Source organism: Streptomyces sp. NPDC006602, from assembly GCF_042870385.1.
Classification (GTDB): domain Bacteria; phylum Actinomycetota; class Actinomycetes; order Streptomycetales; family Streptomycetaceae; genus Streptomyces.
On the sequence record NZ_JBIAHG010000001.1, the window covers coordinates 652,027 to 673,937 of the forward strand.

Annotated in this window: 21 protein-coding genes, 2 pseudogenes and 1 riboswitch; of the genes and pseudogenes, 4 read left to right on the plus strand and 19 right to left on the minus strand. The window is 71.0% G+C overall.

Annotated features, from left to right (window positions below):
• The first annotated feature begins 10 nt into the window (after nucleotides 1-10).
• From ACFYO2_RS02995 to ACFYO2_RS03010, 4 genes are read left to right on the plus strand one after another with little or no spacing between them, the layout of a single operon-like run.
• The gene (locus ACFYO2_RS02995) at nucleotides 11-1,354 is read left to right on the plus strand and encodes an ABC transporter substrate-binding protein (protein WP_388343152.1); all 1,344 of its coding nucleotides are present in this window, start codon (nucleotides 11-13) and stop codon (nucleotides 1,352-1,354) included.
• Nucleotides 1,351-2,283 (plus strand): ABC transporter permease, encoded by a 933-nt coding sequence (locus tag ACFYO2_RS03000; RefSeq protein ID WP_388343155.1) that lies wholly within the window; start codon nucleotides 1,351-1,353, stop codon nucleotides 2,281-2,283. The genes ACFYO2_RS02995 and ACFYO2_RS03000 overlap by 4 nt, the downstream gene beginning before the upstream one ends.
• Nucleotides 2,267-3,061 (plus strand): ABC transporter ATP-binding protein, encoded by a 795-nt coding sequence (locus ACFYO2_RS03005; protein ID WP_388343158.1) that lies wholly within the window; start codon nucleotides 2,267-2,269, stop codon nucleotides 3,059-3,061. Before ACFYO2_RS03000 ends, ACFYO2_RS03005 begins: the two co-directional genes overlap by 17 nt.
• Before the next feature lie 11 nt (nucleotides 3,062-3,072).
• Nucleotides 3,073-5,814, plus strand: coding sequence for a fumarate reductase/succinate dehydrogenase flavoprotein subunit (locus ACFYO2_RS03010; RefSeq protein ID WP_388343160.1), 2,742 nt, complete (start codon nucleotides 3,073-3,075; stop codon nucleotides 5,812-5,814).
• Between the two features lie 32 nt (nucleotides 5,815-5,846).
• Here ACFYO2_RS03010 and ACFYO2_RS03015 read toward each other — a convergent pair.
• From ACFYO2_RS03015 to ACFYO2_RS03105, 19 genes and pseudogenes are all read right to left on the minus strand, one after another.
• Nucleotides 5,847-6,117 (minus strand): annotated as a pseudogene (locus ACFYO2_RS03015) (transposase); the annotation flags it as partial.
• A gap of 10 nt (nucleotides 6,118-6,127) precedes the next feature.
• Nucleotides 6,128-6,586 carry an RrF2 family transcriptional regulator gene (locus tag ACFYO2_RS03020; protein WP_388343162.1) on the minus strand — a complete coding sequence of 153 codons (459 nt, stop codon included), beginning with the start codon at nucleotides 6,584-6,586 and terminating at the stop codon, nucleotides 6,128-6,130.
• A 48-nt stretch (nucleotides 6,587-6,634) separates the two neighbouring features.
• Entirely contained in the window at nucleotides 6,635-7,858 is a 1,224-nt protein-coding gene (locus tag ACFYO2_RS03025; protein WP_388343165.1) for an acyl-CoA dehydrogenase family protein, read from the minus strand.
• A gap of 407 nt (nucleotides 7,859-8,265) precedes the next feature.
• A pseudogene (locus tag ACFYO2_RS03030) lies at nucleotides 8,266-8,492 on the minus strand (acyl-CoA dehydrogenase family protein); the annotation flags it as partial.
• Nucleotides 8,489-9,046 (minus strand): NADPH-dependent FMN reductase, encoded by a 558-nt coding sequence (gene ssuE, locus ACFYO2_RS03035; protein WP_388343168.1) that lies wholly within the window; start codon nucleotides 9,044-9,046, stop codon nucleotides 8,489-8,491. The pseudogene ACFYO2_RS03030 and the gene ssuE, both read right to left, overlap by 4 nt.
• A gap of 171 nt (nucleotides 9,047-9,217) precedes the next feature.
• Entirely contained in the window at nucleotides 9,218-10,366 is a 1,149-nt protein-coding gene (locus ACFYO2_RS03040; protein WP_388343171.1) for an LLM class flavin-dependent oxidoreductase, read from the minus strand.
• On the minus strand, nucleotides 10,359-11,450 hold the full coding sequence (locus ACFYO2_RS03045) for an LLM class flavin-dependent oxidoreductase (RefSeq protein ID WP_388343174.1): 1,092 nt from the start codon (nucleotides 11,448-11,450) through the stop codon (nucleotides 10,359-10,361). The genes ACFYO2_RS03040 and ACFYO2_RS03045 overlap by 8 nt, the downstream gene beginning before the upstream one ends.
• Nucleotides 11,447-12,826 (minus strand): NtaA/DmoA family FMN-dependent monooxygenase, encoded by a 1,380-nt coding sequence (locus ACFYO2_RS03050; RefSeq protein WP_388343177.1) that lies wholly within the window; start codon nucleotides 12,824-12,826, stop codon nucleotides 11,447-11,449. Before ACFYO2_RS03050 ends, ACFYO2_RS03045 begins: the two co-directional genes overlap by 4 nt.
• A 21-nt stretch (nucleotides 12,827-12,847) precedes the next feature.
• Nucleotides 12,848-14,062, minus strand: coding sequence for an LLM class flavin-dependent oxidoreductase (locus ACFYO2_RS03055; protein ID WP_388343180.1), 1,215 nt, complete (start codon nucleotides 14,060-14,062; stop codon nucleotides 12,848-12,850).
• A gap of 77 nt (nucleotides 14,063-14,139) precedes the next feature.
• Nucleotides 14,140-14,283 carry a putative leader peptide gene (locus ACFYO2_RS03060; RefSeq protein ID WP_388343183.1) on the minus strand — a complete coding sequence of 48 codons (144 nt, stop codon included), beginning with the start codon at nucleotides 14,281-14,283 and terminating at the stop codon, nucleotides 14,140-14,142.
• A gap of 2 nt (nucleotides 14,284-14,285) precedes the next feature.
• Nucleotides 14,286-15,011: a GNAT family N-acetyltransferase gene (locus ACFYO2_RS03065; RefSeq protein WP_388343186.1), complete on the minus strand. Its 726-nt coding sequence runs from the start codon at nucleotides 15,009-15,011 to the stop codon at nucleotides 14,286-14,288.
• A gap of 89 nt (nucleotides 15,012-15,100) precedes the next feature.
• Nucleotides 15,101-16,129, minus strand: coding sequence for a transporter substrate-binding domain-containing protein (locus tag ACFYO2_RS03070; RefSeq protein ID WP_388343189.1), 1,029 nt, complete (start codon nucleotides 16,127-16,129; stop codon nucleotides 15,101-15,103).
• A 63-nt stretch (nucleotides 16,130-16,192) separates the two neighbouring features.
• Nucleotides 16,193-16,990, minus strand: coding sequence for an amino acid ABC transporter ATP-binding protein (locus tag ACFYO2_RS03075; RefSeq protein WP_388343192.1), 798 nt, complete (start codon nucleotides 16,988-16,990; stop codon nucleotides 16,193-16,195).
• The gene (locus ACFYO2_RS03080; RefSeq protein WP_388343195.1) at nucleotides 16,987-17,967 is read right to left on the minus strand and encodes an amino acid ABC transporter permease; all 981 of its coding nucleotides are present in this window, start codon (nucleotides 17,965-17,967) and stop codon (nucleotides 16,987-16,989) included. Before ACFYO2_RS03080 ends, ACFYO2_RS03075 begins: the two co-directional genes overlap by 4 nt.
• 326 nt (nucleotides 17,968-18,293) lie before the next feature.
• Nucleotides 18,294-18,402, minus strand: a riboswitch (SAM riboswitch).
• A gap of 65 nt (nucleotides 18,403-18,467) precedes the next feature.
• Nucleotides 18,468-19,331: a glutathione S-transferase C-terminal domain-containing protein gene (locus ACFYO2_RS03085; protein WP_388343198.1), complete on the minus strand. Its 864-nt coding sequence runs from the start codon at nucleotides 19,329-19,331 to the stop codon at nucleotides 18,468-18,470.
• A 131-nt stretch (nucleotides 19,332-19,462) separates the two neighbouring features.
• Nucleotides 19,463-19,573 carry a putative leader peptide gene (locus ACFYO2_RS03090; RefSeq protein ID WP_388343201.1) on the minus strand — a complete coding sequence of 37 codons (111 nt, stop codon included), beginning with the start codon at nucleotides 19,571-19,573 and terminating at the stop codon, nucleotides 19,463-19,465.
• A gap of 120 nt (nucleotides 19,574-19,693) precedes the next feature.
• A complete protein-coding gene (locus ACFYO2_RS03095; protein WP_388343204.1) occupies nucleotides 19,694-20,263 on the minus strand; it encodes an FAD-binding protein in 570 nt (189 codons plus the stop codon).
• A gap of 27 nt (nucleotides 20,264-20,290) precedes the next feature.
• Nucleotides 20,291-21,103, minus strand: coding sequence for an ABC transporter permease (locus ACFYO2_RS03100; RefSeq protein WP_388343207.1), 813 nt, complete (start codon nucleotides 21,101-21,103; stop codon nucleotides 20,291-20,293).
• Nucleotides 21,100-21,888: an ABC transporter ATP-binding protein gene (locus ACFYO2_RS03105; protein ID WP_388343210.1), complete on the minus strand. Its 789-nt coding sequence runs from the start codon at nucleotides 21,886-21,888 to the stop codon at nucleotides 21,100-21,102. Before ACFYO2_RS03105 ends, ACFYO2_RS03100 begins: the two co-directional genes overlap by 4 nt.
• Nucleotides 21,889-21,911: the final 23 nt, after the last annotated feature.

Genomic DNA, 21,911 nt, shown 5'->3' on the forward strand with positions numbered 1-21,911 from the left:
CCGAACTCCCATGAAACCCATCGCACTTGCCGTATCCGCTGCCCTGCTCCTCCTTCCCCTGACCGCCTGCGGCGGCAGCGCCGAGGCGGGTGACGGCGCCACGGTCACCGTCACCGTCGGCTATCAGTCCAAGACCATCAACACGGTCACCGCGGGGACGCTCCTGCGCTCGCTCGGCTACTTCGAGAAGCAGCTGAACTCCCTCCACGACGGCAAGACGTACAAGGTCGACTGGCAGGACTACGCCACCGGCGCCCCCATCACCGCCCAGATGACCGCCGGGAAGATCGACATCGGCTCGATGGGCGACTTCCCGCTGCTCATCAACGCCGCCCGCGGCAAGCAGCTGAACCGCCCCACCCACCTGGTCTCCGTCACCGGCTACAACCTCCGCGGCGGCCTCAACACCATTGTCACCGCCCCCGACTCCAAGCTCACCTCCCTGACGGACCTGAAGGGCAAGAAGGTCTCCACGAGCGTCGGCTCCGCCGCCGACGGCACCCTCGTACGGGCCCTGCAGCGCGCCGGCATCGACCCGAACGACGGCATCGAGAAGCTCAACCAGCAGCCCGCCGTGGGCGCGTCGGCCCTGGTCGCGGGCAGCACGGACGCGCTCTCGCAGTTCGTCGCCTGGCCCGGGCTGCTCGCCTTCCAGGGCAAGGCGAAGGCCCTGTACGACGGCGCCCAGCTGAACCTGCCCACCTTCCACGGCGTCACCGCCCGCGAGGACTTCGCGAAGAAGAGCCCGGCCGTGCTGGAGGCCTTCCTGAAGGCCCAGGCGCAGGCCACCGACTATCTCAACGCCCATCCCGTGACCGCTGCCGAGAAGGTCGCCAAGGCCACCGGCCTGCCCCCCGAGGTCGTCTACCTCTACAACGGCGCGCACGGCATCTCCACCTTCGACCCGGCCGTCAAGCCGCAGCTCGTCTCCGCCCTCAAGCAGGACGTGTCGGTCCTGAAGGCGGCGAAGCTGACCGGCGATGTGGACGTGGACTCCTTCGTCGACGACAAGTACGTGAAGGGGGCCCTCGGGGCGTCGTACGCGAAGCAGTTCGCCGCTGCTCCCCCGGCGGCCGCGAGCGAGGCGTGGCCGAAGGGCGCCCAGGAGACCGAGGCCTTCAAGTCCCCGGCGGAGCTCCTGAGGTACGTGGCCGCCCACCGCGACCGCATCCGCGCCGCCTACGTCCCCGACGCCACTACCGGAACCCTGTGGTTCGCCGACAAGGCGGTGTGGGTGGCCGACGGCGGCGAGCTCCTGCCGTTCGTCGCCCCGGCGACCGCGCAGGCGTACGTATCCGCGCACGGCGGCGCCCGGGTCATCACGTATGCCGACGCCCTGGAGCGTGCCGCGTGAGCCGGCCCGCGCCGCGAGCGGGCCGCTACCGGCGGCCGCTCCCGCCGATCGGCCGGTATGCGCTGCGGGTGGCCGCCGTCGCGGCAGCCCTCGGCCTCTGGCAGCTCCTGACCGGCCTGGACGTCGACCTGTGGCTGCGCTTCTCGCAGTTCCCCACGGTCACCGACGTGACCCACGCCTTCGCCGACCGCCTCTCCGGGGCGGACTACTGGACGGACCTCACCGACAGCCTGACCCGCATCATCACCGGCTTCCTGCTGGCGGCGGTGCTGGGCATAGCGGTGGGCGTGCTCGTGGCCCGCTCCCGTCTCGCCGAGGACCTGCTGGGCCCGCTGCTGGAAGTGGTCCGCCCGATCCCGGCGATCGCCCTGGTCCCCGTCGCGATCCTCCTCTTCCCCTCCAACGAACAGGGCATCGTCTTCATCACCTTCACCGCCGCCTTCTTCCCGGTCCTGGTCTCCACCCGTCACGCCGTCCGCGCGCTGACCCCCGTGTGGGAGGAGGCCGTGCTCACGATGGGCGGCGGCCGGTGGCGGATTCTCGGCTCGGTCGTCCTGCCGGGCGCACTGCCCGGCATCTTCAGCGGGCTGTCGGTCGGCATCGGCGTCTCGTGGATCTGTGTGATCTCCGCCGAGATGATCTCCGGCCAGTACGGCGTCGGCTACCGCACCTGGCAGGACTACACGATCGTCAACTACCCCGGTGTCTTCGTCGGCATGGTCACGATCGGCGTCCTCGGCTGGCTCACCTCCACCGCGGTGGAACTCCTGGGCCGACGCCTGACCCGGTGGCTGCCGCGTACGTCGTACGTCCCCGGAGCCCGGCCGGCGGCACCGCGCGCGCTCACGCCCGCCCGGCCGGCCCTCACCGCCGCACGCACCGACCAGCCCTCCGATGCCGAGGAGGCACGCGATGAGCACCTCGTCTGACACCAGGCCCGACCTCCGTACGGTGGACCGGGCGCCGTCCCCCGTGCGCGGCACCCGGCTCACCCTCCACGCCGCCACGCTCGGCCGCCCCGACGCCCCTGTCCTCGCTGGTGTCGACCTGGACATCGCGCCGGGCGAGATCCTCACCGTCGTCGGTCCGTCCGGCTGCGGCAAGTCGACCCTGCTGCGCACCCTGGCGGGCCTGTTGCCCCCGCTCGCCGGAGAGATCAGCCAGGACGGGCGGTTCCTGGCCGGCCCGTCCGCCGACCGCGCCCTGGTCTTCCAGGAGGACGCCCTCCTGCCCTGGCGCGCCCTGCGTGCCAACGTGGAACTCCCACTGGCCATACGCGGGTTGCCGCGCTCGGAACGCCGCACGCAGGCGGAGGCGTGGCTGGCCCGGGTCGGACTCACCGAACAGGCCCGGCAGTTGCCGCACCGCGTTTCCGGCGGGCAGCGTCAGCGTGCCCAGCTGGCCCGCGCCCTCGCGGGAGCGCCCCACGCGGTCCTGATGGACGAGCCGTTCGGCGCCCTCGACGCCCAGACCCGCGCCGGCATGCAGGACCTGCTGGTGGAGGTGCTGCAGGGCACGGGCGCGACCGTCGTCTTCGTCACCCACGATGTGGACGAGGCCTTGTTCCTCGGCGACCGGGTGGCCCTGCTCGGCTCCGGCCGCCTCATCGCCGTACGAGACGTACCGTGCCCGCGCGACCGCGCCGCGCACGACGATCCGGCGCGCGTCGCCCTGCGGCGCGAAGTCCTTACGTCACTCGGTTCTTGAAAGGCACCCCGGTGGACACCCCCTTGCAGATCCCGGCCCTCACCGACGCCGAGGAGTTCCGCTGCGACGTCCTCGTCGTCGGCGGTGGCACCGCCGGCACCATGGCTGCGCTCACTGCCGCCGAGCACGGCGCGAACGTGCTCCTCCTGGAGAAGGCCCACGTCCGGCACTCCGGCGCGCTCGCCATGGGCATGGACGGCGTCAACAACGCGGTCATCCCCGGCCGCGCCGAGCCCGACGACTACGTCGCCGAGATCACCCGCGCCAACGACGGCATCGTCGACCAGTCCACCGTCCGCCAGACCGCCACCCGCGGATTCGCCATGGTGCAGCGGCTGGAGTCCTACGGCGTGAAGTTCGAGAAGGACGAGCACGGCGACTACGCGGTCCGCCAGGTCCACCGCTCGGGGTCGTATGTGCTGCCGATGCCGGAGGGCAAGGACGTCAAGAAGGTCCTCTACCGGCAGCTGCGGCGACGCGAGATGCGAGAGCGGATCCGGATCGAGAACCGGGTGATGCCGGTGCGGGTGCTGACGACGGAAGGGCGGGCCGTCGGAGCGGTGGGCCTTCACACGCGCACGGGCGCTTTCGTCACCATCCGCGCGGGCGCCGTGATCTTGGCGACCGGTGCCTGCGGCCGACTCGGCCTGCCCGCCTCCGGCTACCTCTACGGCACCTACGAGAACCCGACCAACGCGGGCGACGGCTACGCCATGGCCTACCACGCGGGAGCCGAGCTCACCGGCATCGAGTGCTTCCAGATCAACCCGCTGATCAAGGACTACAACGGCCCTGCCTGCGCCTATGTCGCCAACCCCTTCGGCGGCTACCAGGTCAACCGGCACGGCGAACGCTTCGTCGACTCCGACTACTGGTCGGGCCAGATGATGGCCGAGTTCGCGGCGGAGGTCGCCTCCGACCGGGGGCCGGTGTACCTGAAGCTCAGCCACCTCCCCGAGGAGTCGATCTCCGCCCTGGAGTCGATCCTGCACTCCACGGAGCGACCCACCCGGGGGACCTTCCACGCCGGCCGCGGCCACGACTACCGCACCCATGACGTCGAGATGCACATCTCCGAGATCGGCCTGTGCGGCGGCCACTCGGCCTCGGGTGTACGGGTCGACGACCACGCCCGTACGACCGTCCCCCGGCTGTACGCGGCCGGGGACCTGGCCTGCGTTCCGCACAACTACATGATCGGCGCGTTCGTCTTCGGCGACCTGGCCGGCGCGGACGCGGCCCAGTACTCGCCGTACGAAGGGAAGTTGCCCGCCGACCAGCTCCGCGAGGCGCACGAACTGATCTACCGCCCGCTGCGCAACCCGGACGGCCCGCCGCAGACCCAGGTCGAGTACAAACTGCGCCGCTTCGTGAATGACTACGTGGCGCCGCCGAAGTCCGGCGCCCGTCTCTCCCTCGCCCTGGAGGCCTTCGAGCGGATGCACACTGACATCGCCGCGATGGGCGCCCGCACACCGCACGAACTCATGCGCTGCGCCGAGGTCACCTTCATCCGCGACTGCGCGGAGATGGCCGCACGCGCATCGCTGGCCCGCACCGAGTCCCGCTGGGGCCTTTATCACGACCGCATCGACCATCCGCGTCGCGACGACGCCTCCTGGTTCCACCACCTGGACCTGTACAAGTCCCCTTCTGGCGCGATGAAGTTCACGGCCCGTCCCGTGGCTCCCTATCTGGTCCCGGTCGACGGCTTCACCCCGGCCGGCGGCTCCGCCCGGCGCCTCGGCGGGGTCCACCCGGAACAGGTGGCGACGGCGGGGGCCCGGGAAGCGGCGCCGGTGGCGTTGCGGCGGGTACCCGCCGTGGCCGACACAGCCGCCCACCCCCGTGTCGACGCGGACGCGCCGGCCTCGCCTCGCCTGCTCGAACTCCTCTCCCTCGTCGAGGACGAGCCTGATCTGTCCGTGCTCGCCGCCTACTTGACGGACCCCGACCCCAGCGTGCGCCGGACGGCCGTCACGGTCCTGACGGAGACCGTGCCGCCGGGCACCGGCCCGGCACTGGCCTCGGCGCTCGCCGATCCCGACGCCGGCGTCCGCGCCGCCGCAGTCGCCTCACTGCGCGAACTGGTCGAGACGCTGCCGCCGGAACCGGCCCTGCGCGACGGTCTCGCCGCCGCCCTGTCCGCGGCGGACCCCGCCGTCCGTGCCGCCGCACTGGAGGTGCTGCGCGCCCTGCGGCTTGGTGACGCCGAGTTGTTCGCGCACTCGCTGTCCGACTCCGACATCGCTGTACGCATCGCGGCCGTGCGCGCGCTCGTGTCGGTCGACGCCGCCGCGGAGGTGGCCCGCGCGGCGGCCGTCGATCCGTCCCGCGAGGTCCGCGTCAGGATCGCCAAGGCCCTGGCCACCCTGGGCACAGGCTCGGACATGGCCCGCTCGGCCCTCGCCGCGCTCGTCGACGATCCCGACGCCCTGGTGCGTGGGGCCGCCTACGAGGCTCTCGGCACGACGGGCTGCCCGGCAGCCCTGGCCACACGCGCCGAGGCAGCCTTGTCCGACCTGGCCTGGCAGGCACGGGCCGGCGCCGCCACCGCTCTGTCCGCCGCAGACTCCGACCTGGCCGTGCCGGCCCTCGCCAAGGCCCTCACCGACCTGAACGCCGACGTCCGCAAGGCAGCCGTACTGGCCCTGACCCGTCACCGTGCCGTCGAGGACGCCCGAGCCGCCCTGGCCACCGCGACGACGGACGCGGATGCGGACGTCAGGGCCTATGCGGCGCGGGCGCTGTGACCGCGACCTACCGTGCGGCCAGGAGGCGTCCCGTATGGGACGCGCTGGAGTCTGGGGTGCTGGCTGATCGGCCGGTGGAGTCTGCCGTTGATGTTGCCCGAGTCGCGTGGGGCGGGCGCGACGCCGGCGAAGGCCCGCCAGGGCGTCCGGGGAGTCCAACTCGTCCAGGCTGCCGCCGACAGCGGCGAGGAACTCCGCACCGAACACGGTACCGATGCCCGGGATGCTCAGGACGATGTCGGGCAGTTCACGCTCGCGAAACCCCTCGATGAGCTTGTCCGTCTCGGAGATCTGTTTGTTGACCGGACGCCGGTCAGGGATTCGTCCAGGCCTCGGGGTCCTCCGCGAGGCTCAGGACCTCGTCAGGCAGCTTGGCCGCGGCCACGTGGGCCAGGGTGACCTCGCCGAGGATCTTGCGAACATTGGCGCGTACCGCGATCCACAGCGGCAGCAGGGACTCCGCGGGACCACCGTAGGAGAGCTCGGGTGGGCGCACCCCCCGCACCGATACCAGGGGGCCGTCCGCCACACGGATGACGTCCGCGATGGCGATCGAGTCCGCCGGGCGGGCGAGCCGGTAGCCGCCCTTTCCGCCCCGCTGGCTGACCACGAGACCGCCCCGGCGCAGGTCGCCGAGGATACCCTCCAGGAATTTGTGCGGGATCCCCTGCGCCGCGGCGATTGCCTCGGCCTTGAGCGAGGCCTCGTTCCCTGCCGCGGCCAGCTCCAGTGCCGCCCGCACCGCATAGTCCGCCCGCGCCGAGATCCGCATGCCGCGATTATCCATCACTGCCGTGTCCGCCCGTCACCGGCTGCGCCGTCAGGCGGGAAGGGTGAAGGGCGGGTGCGCACCGTTGAGGAAGTAGTCCCCGATCTCGCGCAGTCTGTGGGCGGCTGGTTCGCGCAGGGTGTGGGTCCGGGCGTTGCGCCAGAAGCGGTCGAAGCCGTGCCGCGTGGAAGCGGCGTCGACGCCGACGACGTCCAGGGCACGGGTGGTGATCTCCTGCGCGGCCCGGGAGGCTGCGGCTTCGGCCACGCTCGCGAGGACGGCGATCTCCGCGCACTCCTCGTCGTCGAGATCCTTGCCCTGCGCGAGGCCGCGCAACAGGGCATCCACCGCCTGGTCGGCGAGGGCGGACGCGGCACGTGCGACGACGGCGAGTTCGCCGTACACGGTCAGCGCGTACGGATCCTGCGGGGAGCTACCCGGCCAGGGCTGGGGCGAGAAGGGCTGCCAGGGCGACCGCGCGGCCCTTCCGTGCTCGTGGACCTCGGCCAGCAGTCCCTCGGCGATGCCGAGACAGAACTCGGCGGAGACCAGACGCGCGGTCGGCGCGGCAAGAGAGGCGAAGGGTGACAGGACGCCCTCGTCCGGCGAGAGCGAGCCGAACACGTCGTCCGCCGCGATCGGCACGGAGTCGAACTCCACGGCGCCACCGGCTGCCAGCCGCTGGCCGAAGGTGTCCCCGCTGCTGCCGCTCACGACACCCGGGTGGGTGGGGTCGACGAGGACGGCCAGCGGCTCACCGGTGCCGTACCTGGCGGCTCGGACCACGAGCCGGTCGGCGATCCCGACGCCGGTGGCGTACCTCTGGTAGCCGTTCAGCAGATAGCCGTTCGCCGCGGGGGTCAGGATGAGCGGCGGTTCGTGTGAGGCGATACCGCCTCCCCAGCACCACTGCCCCTCCGTCGACTCCTGCTCGACACGGGCGGCACTTGCAGGGCCGGCGAAAAAACGGGCGCTGAAAGACAGGAAGTAGTGGTGGCCCAGCAGGTGGCCGATGGCCCCGTCGGCCGCGGCGACGGTCCGGACGACCGCGTAGGCCGTGCGCCAGTCCGCGCCCCCTCCCCCCTGCTCGGCCGGTGCCAACAATGTCAGCAGCCCCGACTCGCGCAGCCGTGCGACCTCGTCGAGCGGTGCTTTGCCGGCCTGTTCGCGCTCGACCGCGTCCGTCGACAGGTCGTCCGCCATCTCACGGGCTATGTGCAGCCAGTCGACCCGCCCGGCTCCCGCGTCGGTCACCTCGTCCGCCGTCACCGTCATATCCGGACCCGCATGCGACTGCGGCTGTCACTGCACCTCAGTGCTGTTGTCATGGCGTCTTCCTTCAGGGGACCGAGGACGACGCGGTGCCCGGCGAGGCGGCGTGGGAGTGCAGCGGTGCGCGGTGAGGCGTCGGCTTCATCATCCTCACTCTCCTCTTCGACCACCGTCAACACTTCCCTAGTAATTCGATAGGAAAACTAGGGATACGGGTGCGCTCCGGCTGATTCACGCTCCCGGATGGCGAGTTCGCGATGGCGGGCGGCAGGGTGGTCCCGGGCCGTGGAGGTGCTCGCGGAGCGTGGCGCCGCCGGACGGGGCCGGGAACCTGCCGCGGCTGCGCGCTTCTGGGACGGCGAGGTCAACGAAGTCGGCGAAGGTGCCTGGGATGGTGGCGTAGGCGAGGTGCTCTGCGGGATCTGGGCGAGGCCGGCGTCGGCGGCGGCCGGCAGCCGGAAGATCTCGGCGAGCGTGTCCGCACGGATGTCCGCGCCGCCGAACTCGGCGGGCACGGTCACGGCGAGCAGCCCGGAGGAGGACAGCCGCTCCAGCTCCGCGTGGGGGAGCCGGCGGCCAACTCGGCGGCGACGGCAAGGGCCTCGGCGTCGTCCGCGATGACGTGCGCGACGCTCATCCGGCCGCCGCCAGCAGCGTCGTACGGCCACCCAGCGCCGCGGAGAACTGGTCCGTGACCTGCGCCAGAGCCTCGGCCGAGCCCGGCGCGACGGTCAGCGTGCCGTCCTCGCCCACCGTGATGTCCTTGTCGAGCGTGAACCAGCCCGGCGTGATGTGCGCAGGGCCCATGGAGGCAAGGACCGGGCGCAGGGCGTAGTCGATGGCCAGGACGTGGGCGGTGCTGCCTCCGGTGGCCAGAGGGAGGACCGTCTTGCCCGCCAGGGCGTACTGCGGCAGCAGGTCGAGCAGCGACTTCAGCAGACCGGAGTAGGCGGCCTTGTAGACGGGGGTACCGATCATCACCCCGTCCGCCTGCTCGAACAGGGCAGTGGCGCGGACGATCGCCGGGTGCCCGAAGTCGGCCCCGAGCAGCGCCTCGGCGGGGAGCGTACGAACGTCCAGCGGGATCACCTCGTGCCCCTGCGCGATGAGCCGCTCATCCAGGTGGCGCAGCAGCCGAGCGGTGCGTGAGGTGGCGGAGGGGCTTCCGGAGACGGACAGGACGGTGGCCATGCGAGGACCTTTCGGTTCGTCGTTTCGTGTGCGGGCGATCAGGCGTGGGCGGTGACGGGCTCTGACTCGGCTTCCTGCTTCTCCAGTTCGCGCACCAGGGGCAGCACCGGCTTGCCGAAGTACTGCGCGTGTGTCGGCGATTCAAGCACCTCGTCATCGGGACGCCGAGCATCAGCTCGGCTGCAAGGAGTGACCCCGTCGGCGCCATTCCTCCGCGAGCAGTTCGTACGAGCGGACCCGGTCCGTGTGGTCGTGGGTGATCGTCGTGATGAGCAACTCGTCCGCGCCCGTCGCCTCCTGGAGCCTTTCGAGCTGGTCGGCCACCCGGCCCGGCGAGCCGACGAACTGGGTGTCGAGCCGGTCCTGGACGAGGGCGCGGTCCTCTTCGGTCCACTTGTGGGCACGCGCTTCCTGCGGCGTCGGGAACTGGATGGCGCCCTCGGCGGTGCGGATGCTGCGCACCCACAGGCCGTAGCCGGTGGCGAGTTCGCGGGCGGTGGCGTCGTCCTCGGCGACGACGACGTCCGCCGAGACGCTGACGTACGGCTTGTCGAGCGAGTCGGAGGGCTGGAAGAAGGCCCGGTAGCCCTCCACCGCCTCCAGGACCGTGGCCGGGCTGACGTGGTAGTTCGCCGCGAACCGCAGGCCGTTCCCGCCCGCGACCTCGGCACTCTGCCCACCGCTGCTGCCCAGGATCCACACTTCCACGTCGGCGCCCTCTCCCGGCACGACGTGCGCCTCGACGCCTTCCGGGGAGCGGTAGGTACCGGCCAGCAGAGCGAGGATGTCGCCGATCTGCTCGGCGTAGTCCTGTGACTCGGCGCCCGGCAGCAGGAGCAGCCTGCGTTGCAGCGCGATGCGGGGTGAGCCGAGCAGGTGCTCGAAGGAGAAGCGGGGTGGGATCAGCAGGCCGTTCGGGGTACGGCCGTCGACGACCGGGGTCGCCGTCGGCAACGGTGCGGTCGGCTGTCCCGGCGGGCGGCCGCCCGAGCGGCCCAGTCCCAGATCGAAGCGGCCCGGGTGCAGCGCGTCGAGCAGGCCGAACTCCTCCACGGTGGACAACGCCGTGCGGTGCCCGAGCTGTACGGCCCCGGATCCGAGCCGGATGGTGGAGGTGGCGGATGCGGTCAGAGCCAGGACGACGGCGGGTGACGTGCCGGCCACGCCGGGATTGAGGTGGTGCTCTGCGAACCAGTAGCGGGCATACCCGAAGCGCTCTGCCTGCTGGGCGAGGTCGATGGAGTTGCGCAGGGCATCGGCTGCCGTCGAGCCGGACGGGATCGGGGCCAGGTCGAGGACGCCGAGGGAGATGTCAGACACGGGCGGACTCCTGAGTGATCGGTGGCGCAGTAAGCACGGGGCCCCAGGCGAACGGCGGATCCGGGATCTCCCGACGCAGCACGGGGGCGACCTCGGACTGGAACAGCTCGAGGGAGGCACGGTGCTGGGAGTCCGTCAGCCCGCTCGCGTCGGCATGCAGGTGGAGCACGGTGTGCCCGAACTGTTCGTGGTAGCGGTGCACCTTGTCGATGACCTGTTGCGGGCTGCCGATCAGGGCGGAGCTGCGTTCGACGAAGTCCTCCAGGGTCTCGAAGACCACGGGGAGGCCCGCCTGTTTGAAGAAGGCTCGGTTGGCCTCGAAGATCGGCCGATAGGTGGCAAGGGCCTGCTGGGAGGTCCGGGCCACGTAGATGCCGGCCGTGCCGGCGCCGACCGCGATCCGTGCCGGGTCGTGGCCGTGGTATTCCCAGCGCTCCCGGTAGTAGCGGATCAACTCGGCGTACGGTTCGATGGGGTTGGTGACATTCGCCGAGAACAGCGGGTCGCCGTAGCGGGCGGCCAGGTCGACCGACTCCTTGCTGGTGGCGCTGCCGTGCCAGACCCGGATCGGCCGCTGGTACGGCCGTGGCCACACCTCGGCGTCGGTCAGCGGGGGACGGAAGCGGGTGTCGGCGGTGACCTTGTCCTGGCGCCAGATCTTCCGGAAGACCTCGTAGCTCTCGGCGTTGCGGTCCCACTGGTCCTCGGGCGTGACATGGAACAGGTCGCGCTGGGCGGCACCGTTGCCCTTGCCGATGATCAGGTCGAGGCGACCGTTGGACAGGTGGTCGAGGGTGGCGTAGTCCTCGTATGCCCGGACCGGGTCCAGGAGGCTGAGCGTCGTGACGGCCGTGAACAGGCGGATCCGCTTCGTCAGGGCGGCCACATGGCTGAGTACGACGGTCGGGGACGAGGAGATGAACGGCCGCTCGTGCCGCTCCCCCACGCCGAAGCCGTCGAAGCCCAACTCCTCGGCCAGCAGGGCGTTGTCGAGGACCTCGCGGAATCGGTCGTGGGTGGACTTCTGCACCCCGGTGATGGTGTCCGGGTGGTGCACGATGAGCGTGATGGCGAGGAATTTCACGACGCCGCCCGCTCATCGTCGGCCACCTGGTCCGGGTGGGCCAGGCCCAGGTGGTGGCGGAGGGTGGGGCCCTCGTAGTCGGTGCGGTAGACGCCCCGTTCCTGGAGCAGCGGGACGACCTTGTCGGCGAAGGCGTCGAGGCCGGTGGGGGTGATGTGCGGGACGAGGATGAAGCCGTCGGAGGCATCGGCCTGGACGTAGTCGTTGACGGTCTTGGCGATGGTCGTCGGTGAACCGACGAAGGTCTGCCGGTTGCCGGTGTTGATGACCAGGTCGCGGATGGACCAGTTGTTGGCGGCGGCCAGCTCGCGCCACTCGCGGGCGGTGGCGATCGGGTCGCGGTACATGCGCACCTGGGCGCGGCCCTTGGAGATGTGGTTGTCGCCGGTGTCGGGGTCGATGTCGGGCAGCGGGCCCTCCGGGTCGTAGGAGGACAGGTCCCGGTTCCAGACGAACTCCAGGTGCTTGATGGCGGTGGCGCCGCTGACCTGCTGGCGGCGCACCTCCCTGGCGAGTTCCTCGGCCTCGGCATCGGTGTCGGCGAGTGCGAAGGAGGCGGCGGGCAGGATCAGCAACTGGTCGTGGCGGCGGCCGTATTTGGCGAGGCGGTTCTTGACGTCCGTGTAGAACGCCTGGCCGTCGGTCAGGGTGGCGTGGCGGCTGAAGATGGCGTCGGCGGATGAGGCGGCGAACTCGCGGCCCTCCTCGGAGTCGCCTGCCTGGAAGATCACCGGGCGGCCCTGCGGGGAGCGCGGGACGTTGAACTGGCCGTGGATGTCGAAGTGTTGACCCCTGTGGACGAAGGAGCCGGCCTTCGCGTCCCGCAGGAAGACGCCCGTGGCCTGGTCGGCGACGATCTCGTCGCCGTGCCAGGAGTCGAAGAGTTCGTTCGTGGTGGCCAGGAACTCCTTGGCGCGGGAGTAGCGCTCCTGCTGCGGGAGGAAGCCGCCGCGTCGGAAGTTCTCACCGGTGAAGGCGTCCCAGGAGGTGACGACGTTCCAGGCGGAGCGGCCGCCGGAGAGGTGGTCGAGGCTGGCGAACTGGCGGGCCACCTCGTAGGGCTCGTTGAAGGTGGAGTTGATGGTGCCGGTCAGGCCGAGGTGCTCGGTGACGGCGGCGAGCGCGGCGAGGACGGTGAAGGTGTCGGGGCGGCCGACGACGTCCAAGTCGTAGATCTCCCCGCCCTGTTCACGCAGGCGCAGGCCCTCGGCGAGGAACAGGAAGTCGAACTTGGCGCGTTCGGCGGTCCGCGCGAAGTGCGCGAAGGAACTGAACTCGATGTGGCTGCCGGCCTTCGGGTCGCTCCACACGGTGGTGTTGTTGACGCCCGGGAAGTGCGCGGCCAGATGGATCTGCTTCAGCGGCTTGCTGGTCATGTCGGTACGGGTCCTTCCGGCTCAGGCGGTGGCAGCGGCGTAGCGGTTGGCGGGGCGCGGCAGACCCAGCAGGCCGCGGAGCGTGTCGGCCTCGTAGGCGGTGCGGAAGAGGCCCCGACGCTGGAGCTCGGGGACCAGGCCCCGCGTGATGACGGGCAGGTCATGTCCGGCGACGGCGGGCCGCAGCCGGAAGCCGCTCAGGCCTTCCGCCGCCAACTCCTGAAGTAGATCGGCCAGTTGGGCGGGCGTACCGGCGAAGATGCGGGCATCACTGGTGTACGGCTCCCCCGCGAGGGCGTCGAGGCGTGCACGTCGGTCCTCCGCGGCGGCCTGCTCGTCGTCCAGGAAGACCACCAAGTCACCGAAGACGTGCAGGAGTTCACCGGCCCGCCCGGCCGCCTCCTGCTCGGCGCGGATCTCGGCGACGATCGCGCGGGCATGCGCGGCGTCCTGCGGGGTGACGTAGCCGACGTCGGCCTGGCGGGCCACCAGCCGGTAGGGGACGGTCTGGTGGGCGAGGGAGGTGACCAGCGGCTGTCCCTGCGGCGGACGCGGGGTGATGGAGGGGCCCTTGACACTGAAGTGCCTGCCCTCGAAGTCGATGTAGTGCAGCTTGTCGCGGTCGACGAAGCGGCCGGTGGCGACGTCCCGGATCTCGGCGTCGTCCTCCCAGCTGTCCCAGAGTCGGCGCACGACCTCGACGTGGTCGGCGGCCTCGTCGAAGAGGTCGGTCAGCCGCTCCTGTCCGGCCGGCGTCCGCAGCTCCTCCAGGCTCAGCGGCGGGAAGGTGCGGCGGCCGAAGTGGTCGGCCTCGTGCGGTCGGGCGGAGATCTGCACCCGCAGGCCGGCGCGGCCGGTGCTGACGTAGTCGAGGGTGGCGATCGCCTTGGAGATGTGGAACGGCTCCGTGTGGGTGGCGATCACGGTCGGCACCAGGCCGATGTGCCGGGTGAGCGGGGCGATGCGGGAGGCGGTCAGTACGGCGTCGAGACGGCCGCGGACCTGGTCGGTGCGGCCGTCGAGCTCACCGTAGTGCGAGGACTGCAGGCCGAGTCCGTCCTCGAAGGTGACGAAGTCGAGCAGGCCGCGCTCGGCCTCGGCGACCAGGTCGGCCCAGTAGCCGGCGGTGAACAGGTCCCGGGGGCGGGCGACCTGCTCGCGCCAGGAGGCGGGGTGCCAGCCGGTGCCGTCGAGGGCGACGGCGAGGTGCAGGTGGGAAGCGGGAGTTGAGGACACGAGGGTGCCTTCCTGGAGGTCCGTACGAGATCGCCGGCCCGCGGGAATCGGGGCGCGCGGCGGCTGGGGAAACGGGGTCAGGAGCTACAGAGGGAGCCGGCCACGCGCTGCAGGTCGATATGGGGCCGGGTGTGGAGGCGGACGGCACGCAGTACACGTGTCACGTGTCGCACCTCCGTCCGAGCGGTCCAAGCACTCGCCTTCGACAAGGACAACGGCACGGCTATGCCGTTTCTTCCAGAGCGGCGGCCCCGGTGTGCCGGACGAGCGAGAAGGCCGTACGACAGCGCAGGGTGAACCCGATCGACTCGTACAGCCGGATCGCGTTCGCGTTCGTGGCCGCGGCGTGCAGGAAGGGGCGTTCGCCGCGCTCCTTGATGCCGGCGGCGACCGCGCGGACCAAACGGGTGGCCAGGCCCCGGCCACGGTGGTCGGGGTCGGTGCACACGGCGCTGATCTCCGTCCAGCCGGGCGGATGCAGCCGCTCGCCGGCCAGGGCGATCAGCCGGCCGCGGTGGCGGATGCCGAGGTAGGTGCCCAGCTCGACGGTGCGGGGCAGATAGGGGCCCGGCTCGGTGCGGGCGACCAGGTCGAGGATCTCGGGCACGTCGTCGGGACCGAGCCGTACGGCCTGGGGGTCCGGTTCGGCACGCAGGGAGGTGTCCACGAGCTGGACGCCGTGCCCGGTGCGCGCAACCTCCCAGCCCTCCGGCGCCTCGGTCACGCCCCGCACCGAGGCGGTGCCGCCGGGACCGACGAGCGCGGCAAGGTCGGCCCAGGCGCGCGGGTCGTCCTCGTCGGAGACGGCGTAGAAGGGAGCCACGTCCTGGTGGTAGCGGGCGGCGCGGCCGATTCGTTGGGCGAAGTGGGCGTGCGGGCCGGTGAGCGCGGCCCAGGCGGGGTTGTCCAGGATGTGCGAGGAGCTGGCATCGAGGGTGGTGACGGACATGGGGTGGCGGTCTCCGGGGTGCGGCTCGAGGTGTCCGGCGCGCGGGGACTCCACCGCGGGGCGGCGGTGGAGTCCCCGGCACGCGATGGTCAGGAGTTGTCGAGCGGCAGTCCGGGCGGGTTGACCTCGGACTTGGCGACGGCCTCGTTGGAGAGGTTGTAGGCCTTGAGCCACTCGGCGTACTGACCGTTCTTGATCAGGTGGTTGATGGCGTCGGCGAGCGGCTTGGCCAGGCCGCTGTCCTTCTTCGCGGTGGCCGCGATCAGGCCCTGCAGGCTCGCGCCGGCCCCCGAGTAGGTGCCGGCGGTGCGGGTGGCGTTGGGCGTGTTCGCGACCTGGCGGTTGTGGTAGGCGATGCCGGGGTTGGTGCCGAGGTACGCGTCGATCTTGCCGCTGGAAAGGGCCAGGTAGACGCTGTTGCTGTCCTGGAAGTACTTGACGGTGAGCTTCTTTCCCTCCTTGGCCAGCTTCGCCTTCCACTCCAGGAGGATCTTCTCCTGGTTGGTGCCGGAGCTGACGGAGACGGTCCTGCCGGCGAGGTTCTCGTAGTCGCCGTCGAAGTTCCAGGTGCTCTTCTTCGGCACGGTGAAGGCGAGGTTGTCCTGCCGGTAGGAGGCGAACTCGTACTTTTTCTTGCGCTCCTCGGTGTCGGTGACGTTGGAGAAGGCCACGTCGACCTTGCCGCTGTCGATGCCGACGAAGAGGTTCTCCCACGTGGAGTTCTTCACCTCGGGCCGAAGGCCGAGGACCGCGGCGACCAGGCGGCCGAAGTCGGGCTCGGCACCGGTGAGGGTCTTCTGGTCGCTGCCCACGTAGGCCAGCGGCGGGAAACCGGCCGGCAGGGCGCCGATGCCGATCGCCAGCTTGCCGCTCTTCCTGACGGCGGCGGGCAGTTCGGCGCTGATGGACTTGACCTCGGAGACCTTGATGGTGGTCTGCTGGGCGGCGCCGTTGGAGACCTGGCCGATGACGACCTCGCCGGACTTGGCGGCGGTGTCGGTGGAGGTGGCCGCGTCGCTGTCACCACCGCAGGCGGCGAGCCCGGTGGCCAGGGAGGCGACGGCGGTCGCCGCGGTGATGCCGCGTATCAGGCTGCGTCGGGTGAAGTGGGTGGGCATGGCCGTTCCTTGTCGCTGGAGGTGATGAGGGTGGAGTGGGGGGAGGTCGAGGGGGGCGGCGGGTCAGAGGACCTTGCTGAGGAAGTCCCTGGTCCGCTCGTGCTGGGGCTTGTCGAGGACCTCGGAGGGCGGGCCCTGTTCGATGATCTTGCCGCCGTCGATGAAGACGACCCGGTCGGCGATCTCGCGGGCGAAGCCGATCTCGTGGGTGACGATGACGAGGGTGGTACCGCTGGTCGCCAGGTCCCTGATGACGGCGAGGACTTCGCCGACCAGTTCCGGGTCCAGGGCGGAGGTGGGCTCGTCGAAGAGGATGACGCCGGGGCGCAGGGCCAGGGCGCGGGCGATGGCGACACGCTGCTGCTGGCCGCCGGAGAGCTGCCTCGGGTAGGCGCCGGTCTTGTCGGCGAGGCCGACCCGGCCGAGCAACGCCCGGGCGAGCTCACGGGCTTCGGGCTTGCCGAGCCGGCCGGTGGCGACCGGGGCGGCGGCCACGTTGTCCAGGACGGTCAGGTGCGGGAACAGGTTGAAGTTCTGGAAGACGAAGCCGATGCGGCCGCGCTGCGTGAGGATGGCCCGCTCGCTGAGCTCCTTCAGCCGATCGCCCTGCCGCTTCACGCCGATCAGCTCGCCGTTGACGCTGACGTAGCCGATCTCGGGCTTCTCCAGGTGGTTGATGACCCGCAGCAGGGTGGACTTTCCGGAGCCGGACGGACCGAGGATGACGGTGACCTCGCCGGGGCGGACGGTCAGGTCGACGCCGTCCAGCACCCGGTGGGTGCCGTACCACTTGTGCACGTCGTGCACCTCGACGGTGGCGGCCTCGACGTCCGCCAGGGCTTCGAGCGTCTCGGCGGTCATACGGCGGCCTCCTGGCGGATGCGGGCCCGCAGGTCGGTGAGACCGGTGCGGAGCTTCTGCAGCGGCGTCGGCGGCAGGCTGCGGGTGGCACCGCGGGCGTAGTGCCGCTCGACGTAGAACTGGACGACGGAGACGACGCTGGTGAGGATCAGGTACCAGACGGTGACGACCAGCAGCAGCGGCACGATGTCGCCGGGGTAGGTGGAGCCCATGGTCTGCGCGGAGCCGAACAGGTCGAGCAGGGAGACGTAGAAGACCAGCGAGGTGCCCTTGATCAGACCGATGAGCTGGTTGACGTAGTTCGGGATGATCGAGCGCAGCGCCTGCGGAAAAACGATCTTCCGGAACTGGTAGCTCTTCGGCAGGCCGAGGGCTGCTGCGGCCTCCTGCTGGCCCTGGTCGACGGAGAGGATGCCGCCGCGGACGACCTCGGCCGCGTAGGCGGCCTCGTTGAGGCTGAGGCCGATGACGGCGACGACCATGTCGGTCGCGAGTTTCGACTCGTCGAAGGAGAAGAAGGCCGGGCCGAAGGGAATGCCGACGCTCAACGTCTTGTACAGGGCACTGAAGTTGTAGAGGAGGATCAGCACCACGATGAGCGGGATGGAGCGCAGGGCCCAGACGTACGTCCAGCTGACCGCGCGCAGCACGGGGCTCTTCGACAGCCGGGCCAGGGCGAGCACGATGCCGCCGAGGAGGCCCAGCACCGCGCTGTAGGCGGTGACTTCGAGGGTGATCAGCAGGCCGTCGAGGATGGTGGGGCGCGCGAACCAGTAGCCCCAGCGGTCCCACTGGTAGAAGGGGTTGGTCACCAGCCCGTGCACGAACTGGGCGACCAGGACCAGCACGACCGCGGTGGCGATCCAGCGTCCGGGGCGCCTCAGCGGCAGAACTCGCTGGGCGGTGAGGGGTTTCGACGGTTCGTCGGCGGTGGCCGTCTCGGGGAGGGTGACGGTGGCGCCAGGGGGTTCACTCATGGTGGGCTCCGGCTGGGTGGGAACACTGCGGAAGCGCGGCGGCATGCGGGGGCGCACACGACGGCGAGGTACCGGGGGCGGGGGAGGACAACGGCACACCGACACGGGCGGTGTTCGTCAGGGGATGCGGGGGCTGCGGGGAGAGGTCAGCCCCGACAGCGGGCACAGCCCGGTGCGGTACACAGTGCGCTGTTCACGCGGAGCAGATCGACGGCACGATCGGCGACGAGAGGGTTCGGGTACGGCCGTACGCAGCCCTGCGGGCGGCGCATCGCCGTCCTGGGAGCTGCGTACATGGCGTCACCGTCACTGTTCCGGCCCTGTGGGCCTCGCGCTTACCGAAGTGTTTTCGGTCCGGTCGTCACCTGGGGCACCCCACCGCGGTGCGAGGGTTGCCGGTCAGCTAGCCAGGGCTTGTCGCTGACGCTCATGACCGTTCTGGGCCGTAGTTAAGACAATTGCCCGAACGAATGTCAACGCCGGTCCACCAGGTGGAACAGCTAATGGGCTGAGTGTGCCGTCCAGTCCAGGATCTGGACGGCTGCTCCGGCGGCCTCCAGGCCCTGGCAGCGGGCGTGGTGACGGCGTGCGATGCCGCCGAGGTCGAGCTGGCCGCCGAAGGCCGGGTGGGCGGCCAGGCGGCGGGCGTAGGCCCACAGGGTCGGGTGGTCGGCGATGCGCTGGACGGCGGAGGCGTCGAGGTGGTTGCGGTGCACGGTGTCGAGTTGGACCAGGGCGACCCACAACTCGACGTCGGCGGCGGTGATTTCGTCGCGGATCAGGTACGTGCGTCCTTCGAGCCGGCGTTCCAGGGCGCCGAGCGTTTCCAGCAGCGTGGTCAGTGCCATGTCACGTTCCACCGGCTCGCCACCGGCCGATCCGGCGCGCTGCGCGGCCTGTTCGATGCCCTGCGCGCACATCCGCTCGACCGCCTCGATCTCCGACTCCGCGCCGCACGGGTAGAGCGAGAGACGGCCCCCGCCAAACCGGCGGTCGAGGTCGCGCATGATGTCCGGGGCATGGGTGCTGACGATCCGCCCGGACCAGTCGTCGCTGAGCACCGGCGCGACGGCCGGACCGGTGTACCGGTGGGCGCTGGCCTCGAACAGCGGCCGCAGGGCCGAGTGGCCGCCCTCGGGGCAGTCGGGGACGGCCGGCAGGAAGGTGGCCGGACAGACGGTGTCCAGGCCCAGCAGGCCGTGCGTGATGGCGATGCGCAGGCCGTCGGGACAGGCGGTCGACAGATGGAGGCGGTAGCGGCCCGGAACGGCGTAGTGGCCGCTGCGCGCGTCCCGGCCGATCCTGCCCCGGAAGGCGGGCGCGGGTCGGTCGGAGGTGTGGGCGGCCAGCGGTGTGACGGTCATGACTCTCCCCGGGAGCGGGCGCGGACGTACGCGCGGCGGAAGCGACGTCGGGTGAGGGAGCGGGGCTCATCCGTGCGCGCCGGACGCGTAAGCCCCGCTCGCGGGGTGCCGCCGGCACGGGATGGCGCGGCTCAGCCCTGGGGGCCGATCGCGCTGCAGACACGCAGCAGATCGATGTGACGGCGGGAGGTCAGAAGAGGCGAACGGCTCACTCGGACGGTGACCGGCTCCAGGCGCCTCATATTTTCCCTACCTATTCACTAGGATTCCCTCAGTGAGTGTCGATCCGACCGACATCGGCGTCAAGAGGGCCGTCCCGCATCGCGGACGCCCCGATGGACGGCGGCCCCCGCTCGACACAGTCACCACACCCTTCCCACCAGTGACGTGCCCTTCGGGGCCATGGCGTAGGCGTTGGAGAACTCCGTTCCGGACAGCCGCGCCCCCGCCTCGACGGCCAGCAGGGCGCCGTCCCCGGTGTTGACGTCACAGCCGAGCGTCTTGGACTGGAACGCGCATCCCCCGGCGGCGAGCACCACGACCCCGGCCTCGATGCGGACGGTCGCACCGGTCACACGGTCGAGTGCCCGCGCCCCCGAGACGACTCCGTCGGCGTCGGTCAGGAGTTCCAGCGCCGGGGTGTGGTCGAGGATGCGGACGCCGAGCCGCCGTACCCGGGTCCGCTGCCGCCGCATGTACTCCGGCCCCTGGAGGTCGCCGCGCAGCTGACGGCCCTCGGGGACGTCGTCCACGTACCAGATGCCGGTGCCGACGGATGCGGTCGCTCCGCTCGCGCCCGTGTATCCCTTGTCGGCGAGGACGACGTCGGCTCCCGCCTGAGCGGCCTTGATCGCGGCCCAGGTGCCTGCGGGGCCACCGCCGATCACCAACACCTCGGTGGACAGGGCCTGTTCGGGTTCGGTGCTCGTCATGGCGTTGTGTTCCTGCACGTACACGGTTCAGGGTTTGAGACGGCCGGTGGCGAACATCGCGGCCGACCAGGCCGTCAGCGTCGCCGCCAGACCCCAGACCACGGCAAGGGCCCAGCCGGCGCTGACGTCGCCCTGGCCGAGGAACCCGATCCGCTCGACCTGGACCAGCCAGAAGACGGGGTCGAGGCGGCTCACGTAGTTCCAGAACGGCGGCAGTTGATGGACCGAGTAGAAGACACCGCCGAGAAAGCCCAGCGGCAGCAGGATGATCGACTCCATGGAGTAGACATGGTCGAGGGACTTGGCGTGACCGCCCGCGATCACGCCGACCTGCGCGGCGACCAGGAGCAGCCCGAGTGTGCCGAACAGCAGGACGAGAGGGCGGGCCGGGGCGCCGCCGTGGGTGAGCGGCAGGGCCACCGCCAGGACGCCCGCACCCACGACGACGCCTCGGGCGACGCCGGCGCCCACCAGTGCCGCGTTGATCTCCCACCACCTGAGCGGGCTCGCGAACACGTCGTTGATGTACTGGTCCCGGCGGGCCTCGAACAGGCTGGTCGTCCCGTTGAAGAAGCCGACGTTGACGATCGCCTGGGCGAAGAGGCCGGGCACGATGAAGCTGCCGTAGCCGACGCCGTCGATCGTGTCGACGTGCGAGCCGAGGGCCGATCCGAAGACCACGACGAACAGCACGGTCGACAGCACCGGTCCGACGACGCTGTAGCGCCAGATCGTGAGGAAGCGCAGGACCTCGCGCTCCAGGAGCCACAGGAACGGTGAGCGCTCTGCCCGGAAGGGCTCGTCGTAGGCCGGGAGGGCCGGGGTCTCGGTACCGCTCACGGGGCCACCTCCTCCGCCGTGATCACCCGGTCGTAGACCTCCGAGATGTCCCGGGCCGCGTACCGCTCCCGCAGCGAGGCGGCGGAGCCGCGGTCGACGATCCGGCCCGCGCGCAGCAGCGCGATCTCGTCGCACAAGGTCTCCGCCTCCTCCAGGTAGTGCGTCGTCAGCAGGACCGTGGTGCCTGCCGCGTTGAGGCCCTTCACGACGCGCCAGATCTCCGAGCGCAGTTCGACGTCGACGCCTGCCGTCGGCTCGTCGAGGATGAGCAGGCGGGGGCGGTGCATGAGGGCCCGCGCGAGGACGAGGCGCCGCTGCATGCCGCCGGACAGTTCGTAGGCGCGTTGGTCGGCCTTGTCGTCGAGGCGGAACAGGGCGAGCAGTTCGTCCGCGCGCCGGGCTGCCGCCTTCCGGCCGATGCCGTGGTACCCGGCGTGGTAGACGAGGATCTGCCGGATGGACAGGAACCGGTCGACGTTGATCTCCTGCGCGGCCAGACCCAGCAGTCTGCGGGCCTGACGGCTGCGGTGGTCGTGGCCGAAGACGGAGAGGCTGCCGGCGGTGGGGCGGACGATGCTGCACACCGAGCCGATGAGCGTGGTCTTCCCGGCGCCGTTCGGGCCGAGCAGCCCGAAGAAGGCGCCGTCGGGGATCTCCAGGTCGAGCCCGGCCACCGCGGTGAAGCCGTCCTCGTACGTCTTGCGCAGGCCCTCGACCCGCAGCGCGGGCGGACTCCCGCCGCTTCGGGAAGTGGAAGCGGCGGGAGTCGCGAGCGGGTCAGCCATGGGAAGCGGGCTGGCCGTGGGAA

Coding starts and splice junctions, on each gene's coding strand:
- ACFYO2_RS03085 (WP_388343198.1), bottom strand. CDS start 19,331: ATGACCGTCACACCGCTGGCCGCCCACACCTCCGACCGACCCGCGCCC.
- ACFYO2_RS03080 (WP_388343195.1), bottom strand. CDS start 17,967: ATGAGTGAACCCCCTGGCGCCACCGTCACCCTCCCCGAGACGGCCACC.
- ACFYO2_RS03065 (WP_388343186.1), bottom strand. CDS start 15,011: ATGTCCGTCACCACCCTCGATGCCAGCTCCTCGCACATCCTGGACAAC.
- ACFYO2_RS03050 (WP_388343177.1), bottom strand. CDS start 12,826: ATGACCAGCAAGCCGCTGAAGCAGATCCATCTGGCCGCGCACTTCCCG.
- ACFYO2_RS03075 (WP_388343192.1), bottom strand. CDS start 16,990: ATGACCGCCGAGACGCTCGAAGCCCTGGCGGACGTCGAGGCCGCCACC.
- ACFYO2_RS02995 (WP_388343152.1), top strand. CDS start 11: ATGAAACCCATCGCACTTGCCGTATCCGCTGCCCTGCTCCTCCTTCCC.
- ACFYO2_RS03070 (WP_388343189.1), bottom strand. CDS start 16,129: ATGCCCACCCACTTCACCCGACGCAGCCTGATACGCGGCATCACCGCG.
- ACFYO2_RS03025 (WP_388343165.1), bottom strand. CDS start 7,858: ATGACGGTGACGGCGGACGAGGTGACCGACGCGGGAGCCGGGCGGGTC.
- ACFYO2_RS03090 (WP_388343201.1), bottom strand. CDS start 19,573: ATGAGGCGCCTGGAGCCGGTCACCGTCCGAGTGAGCCGTTCGCCTCTT.
- ACFYO2_RS03020 (WP_388343162.1), bottom strand. CDS start 6,586: ATGCGGATCTCGGCGCGGGCGGACTATGCGGTGCGGGCGGCACTGGAG.
- ssuE (WP_388343168.1), bottom strand. CDS start 9,046: ATGGCCACCGTCCTGTCCGTCTCCGGAAGCCCCTCCGCCACCTCACGC.
- ACFYO2_RS03095 (WP_388343204.1), bottom strand. CDS start 20,263: ATGACGAGCACCGAACCCGAACAGGCCCTGTCCACCGAGGTGTTGGTG.
- ACFYO2_RS03105 (WP_388343210.1), bottom strand. CDS start 21,888: ATGGCTGACCCGCTCGCGACTCCCGCCGCTTCCACTTCCCGAAGCGGC.
- ACFYO2_RS03005 (WP_388343158.1), top strand. CDS start 2,267: ATGAGCACCTCGTCTGACACCAGGCCCGACCTCCGTACGGTGGACCGG.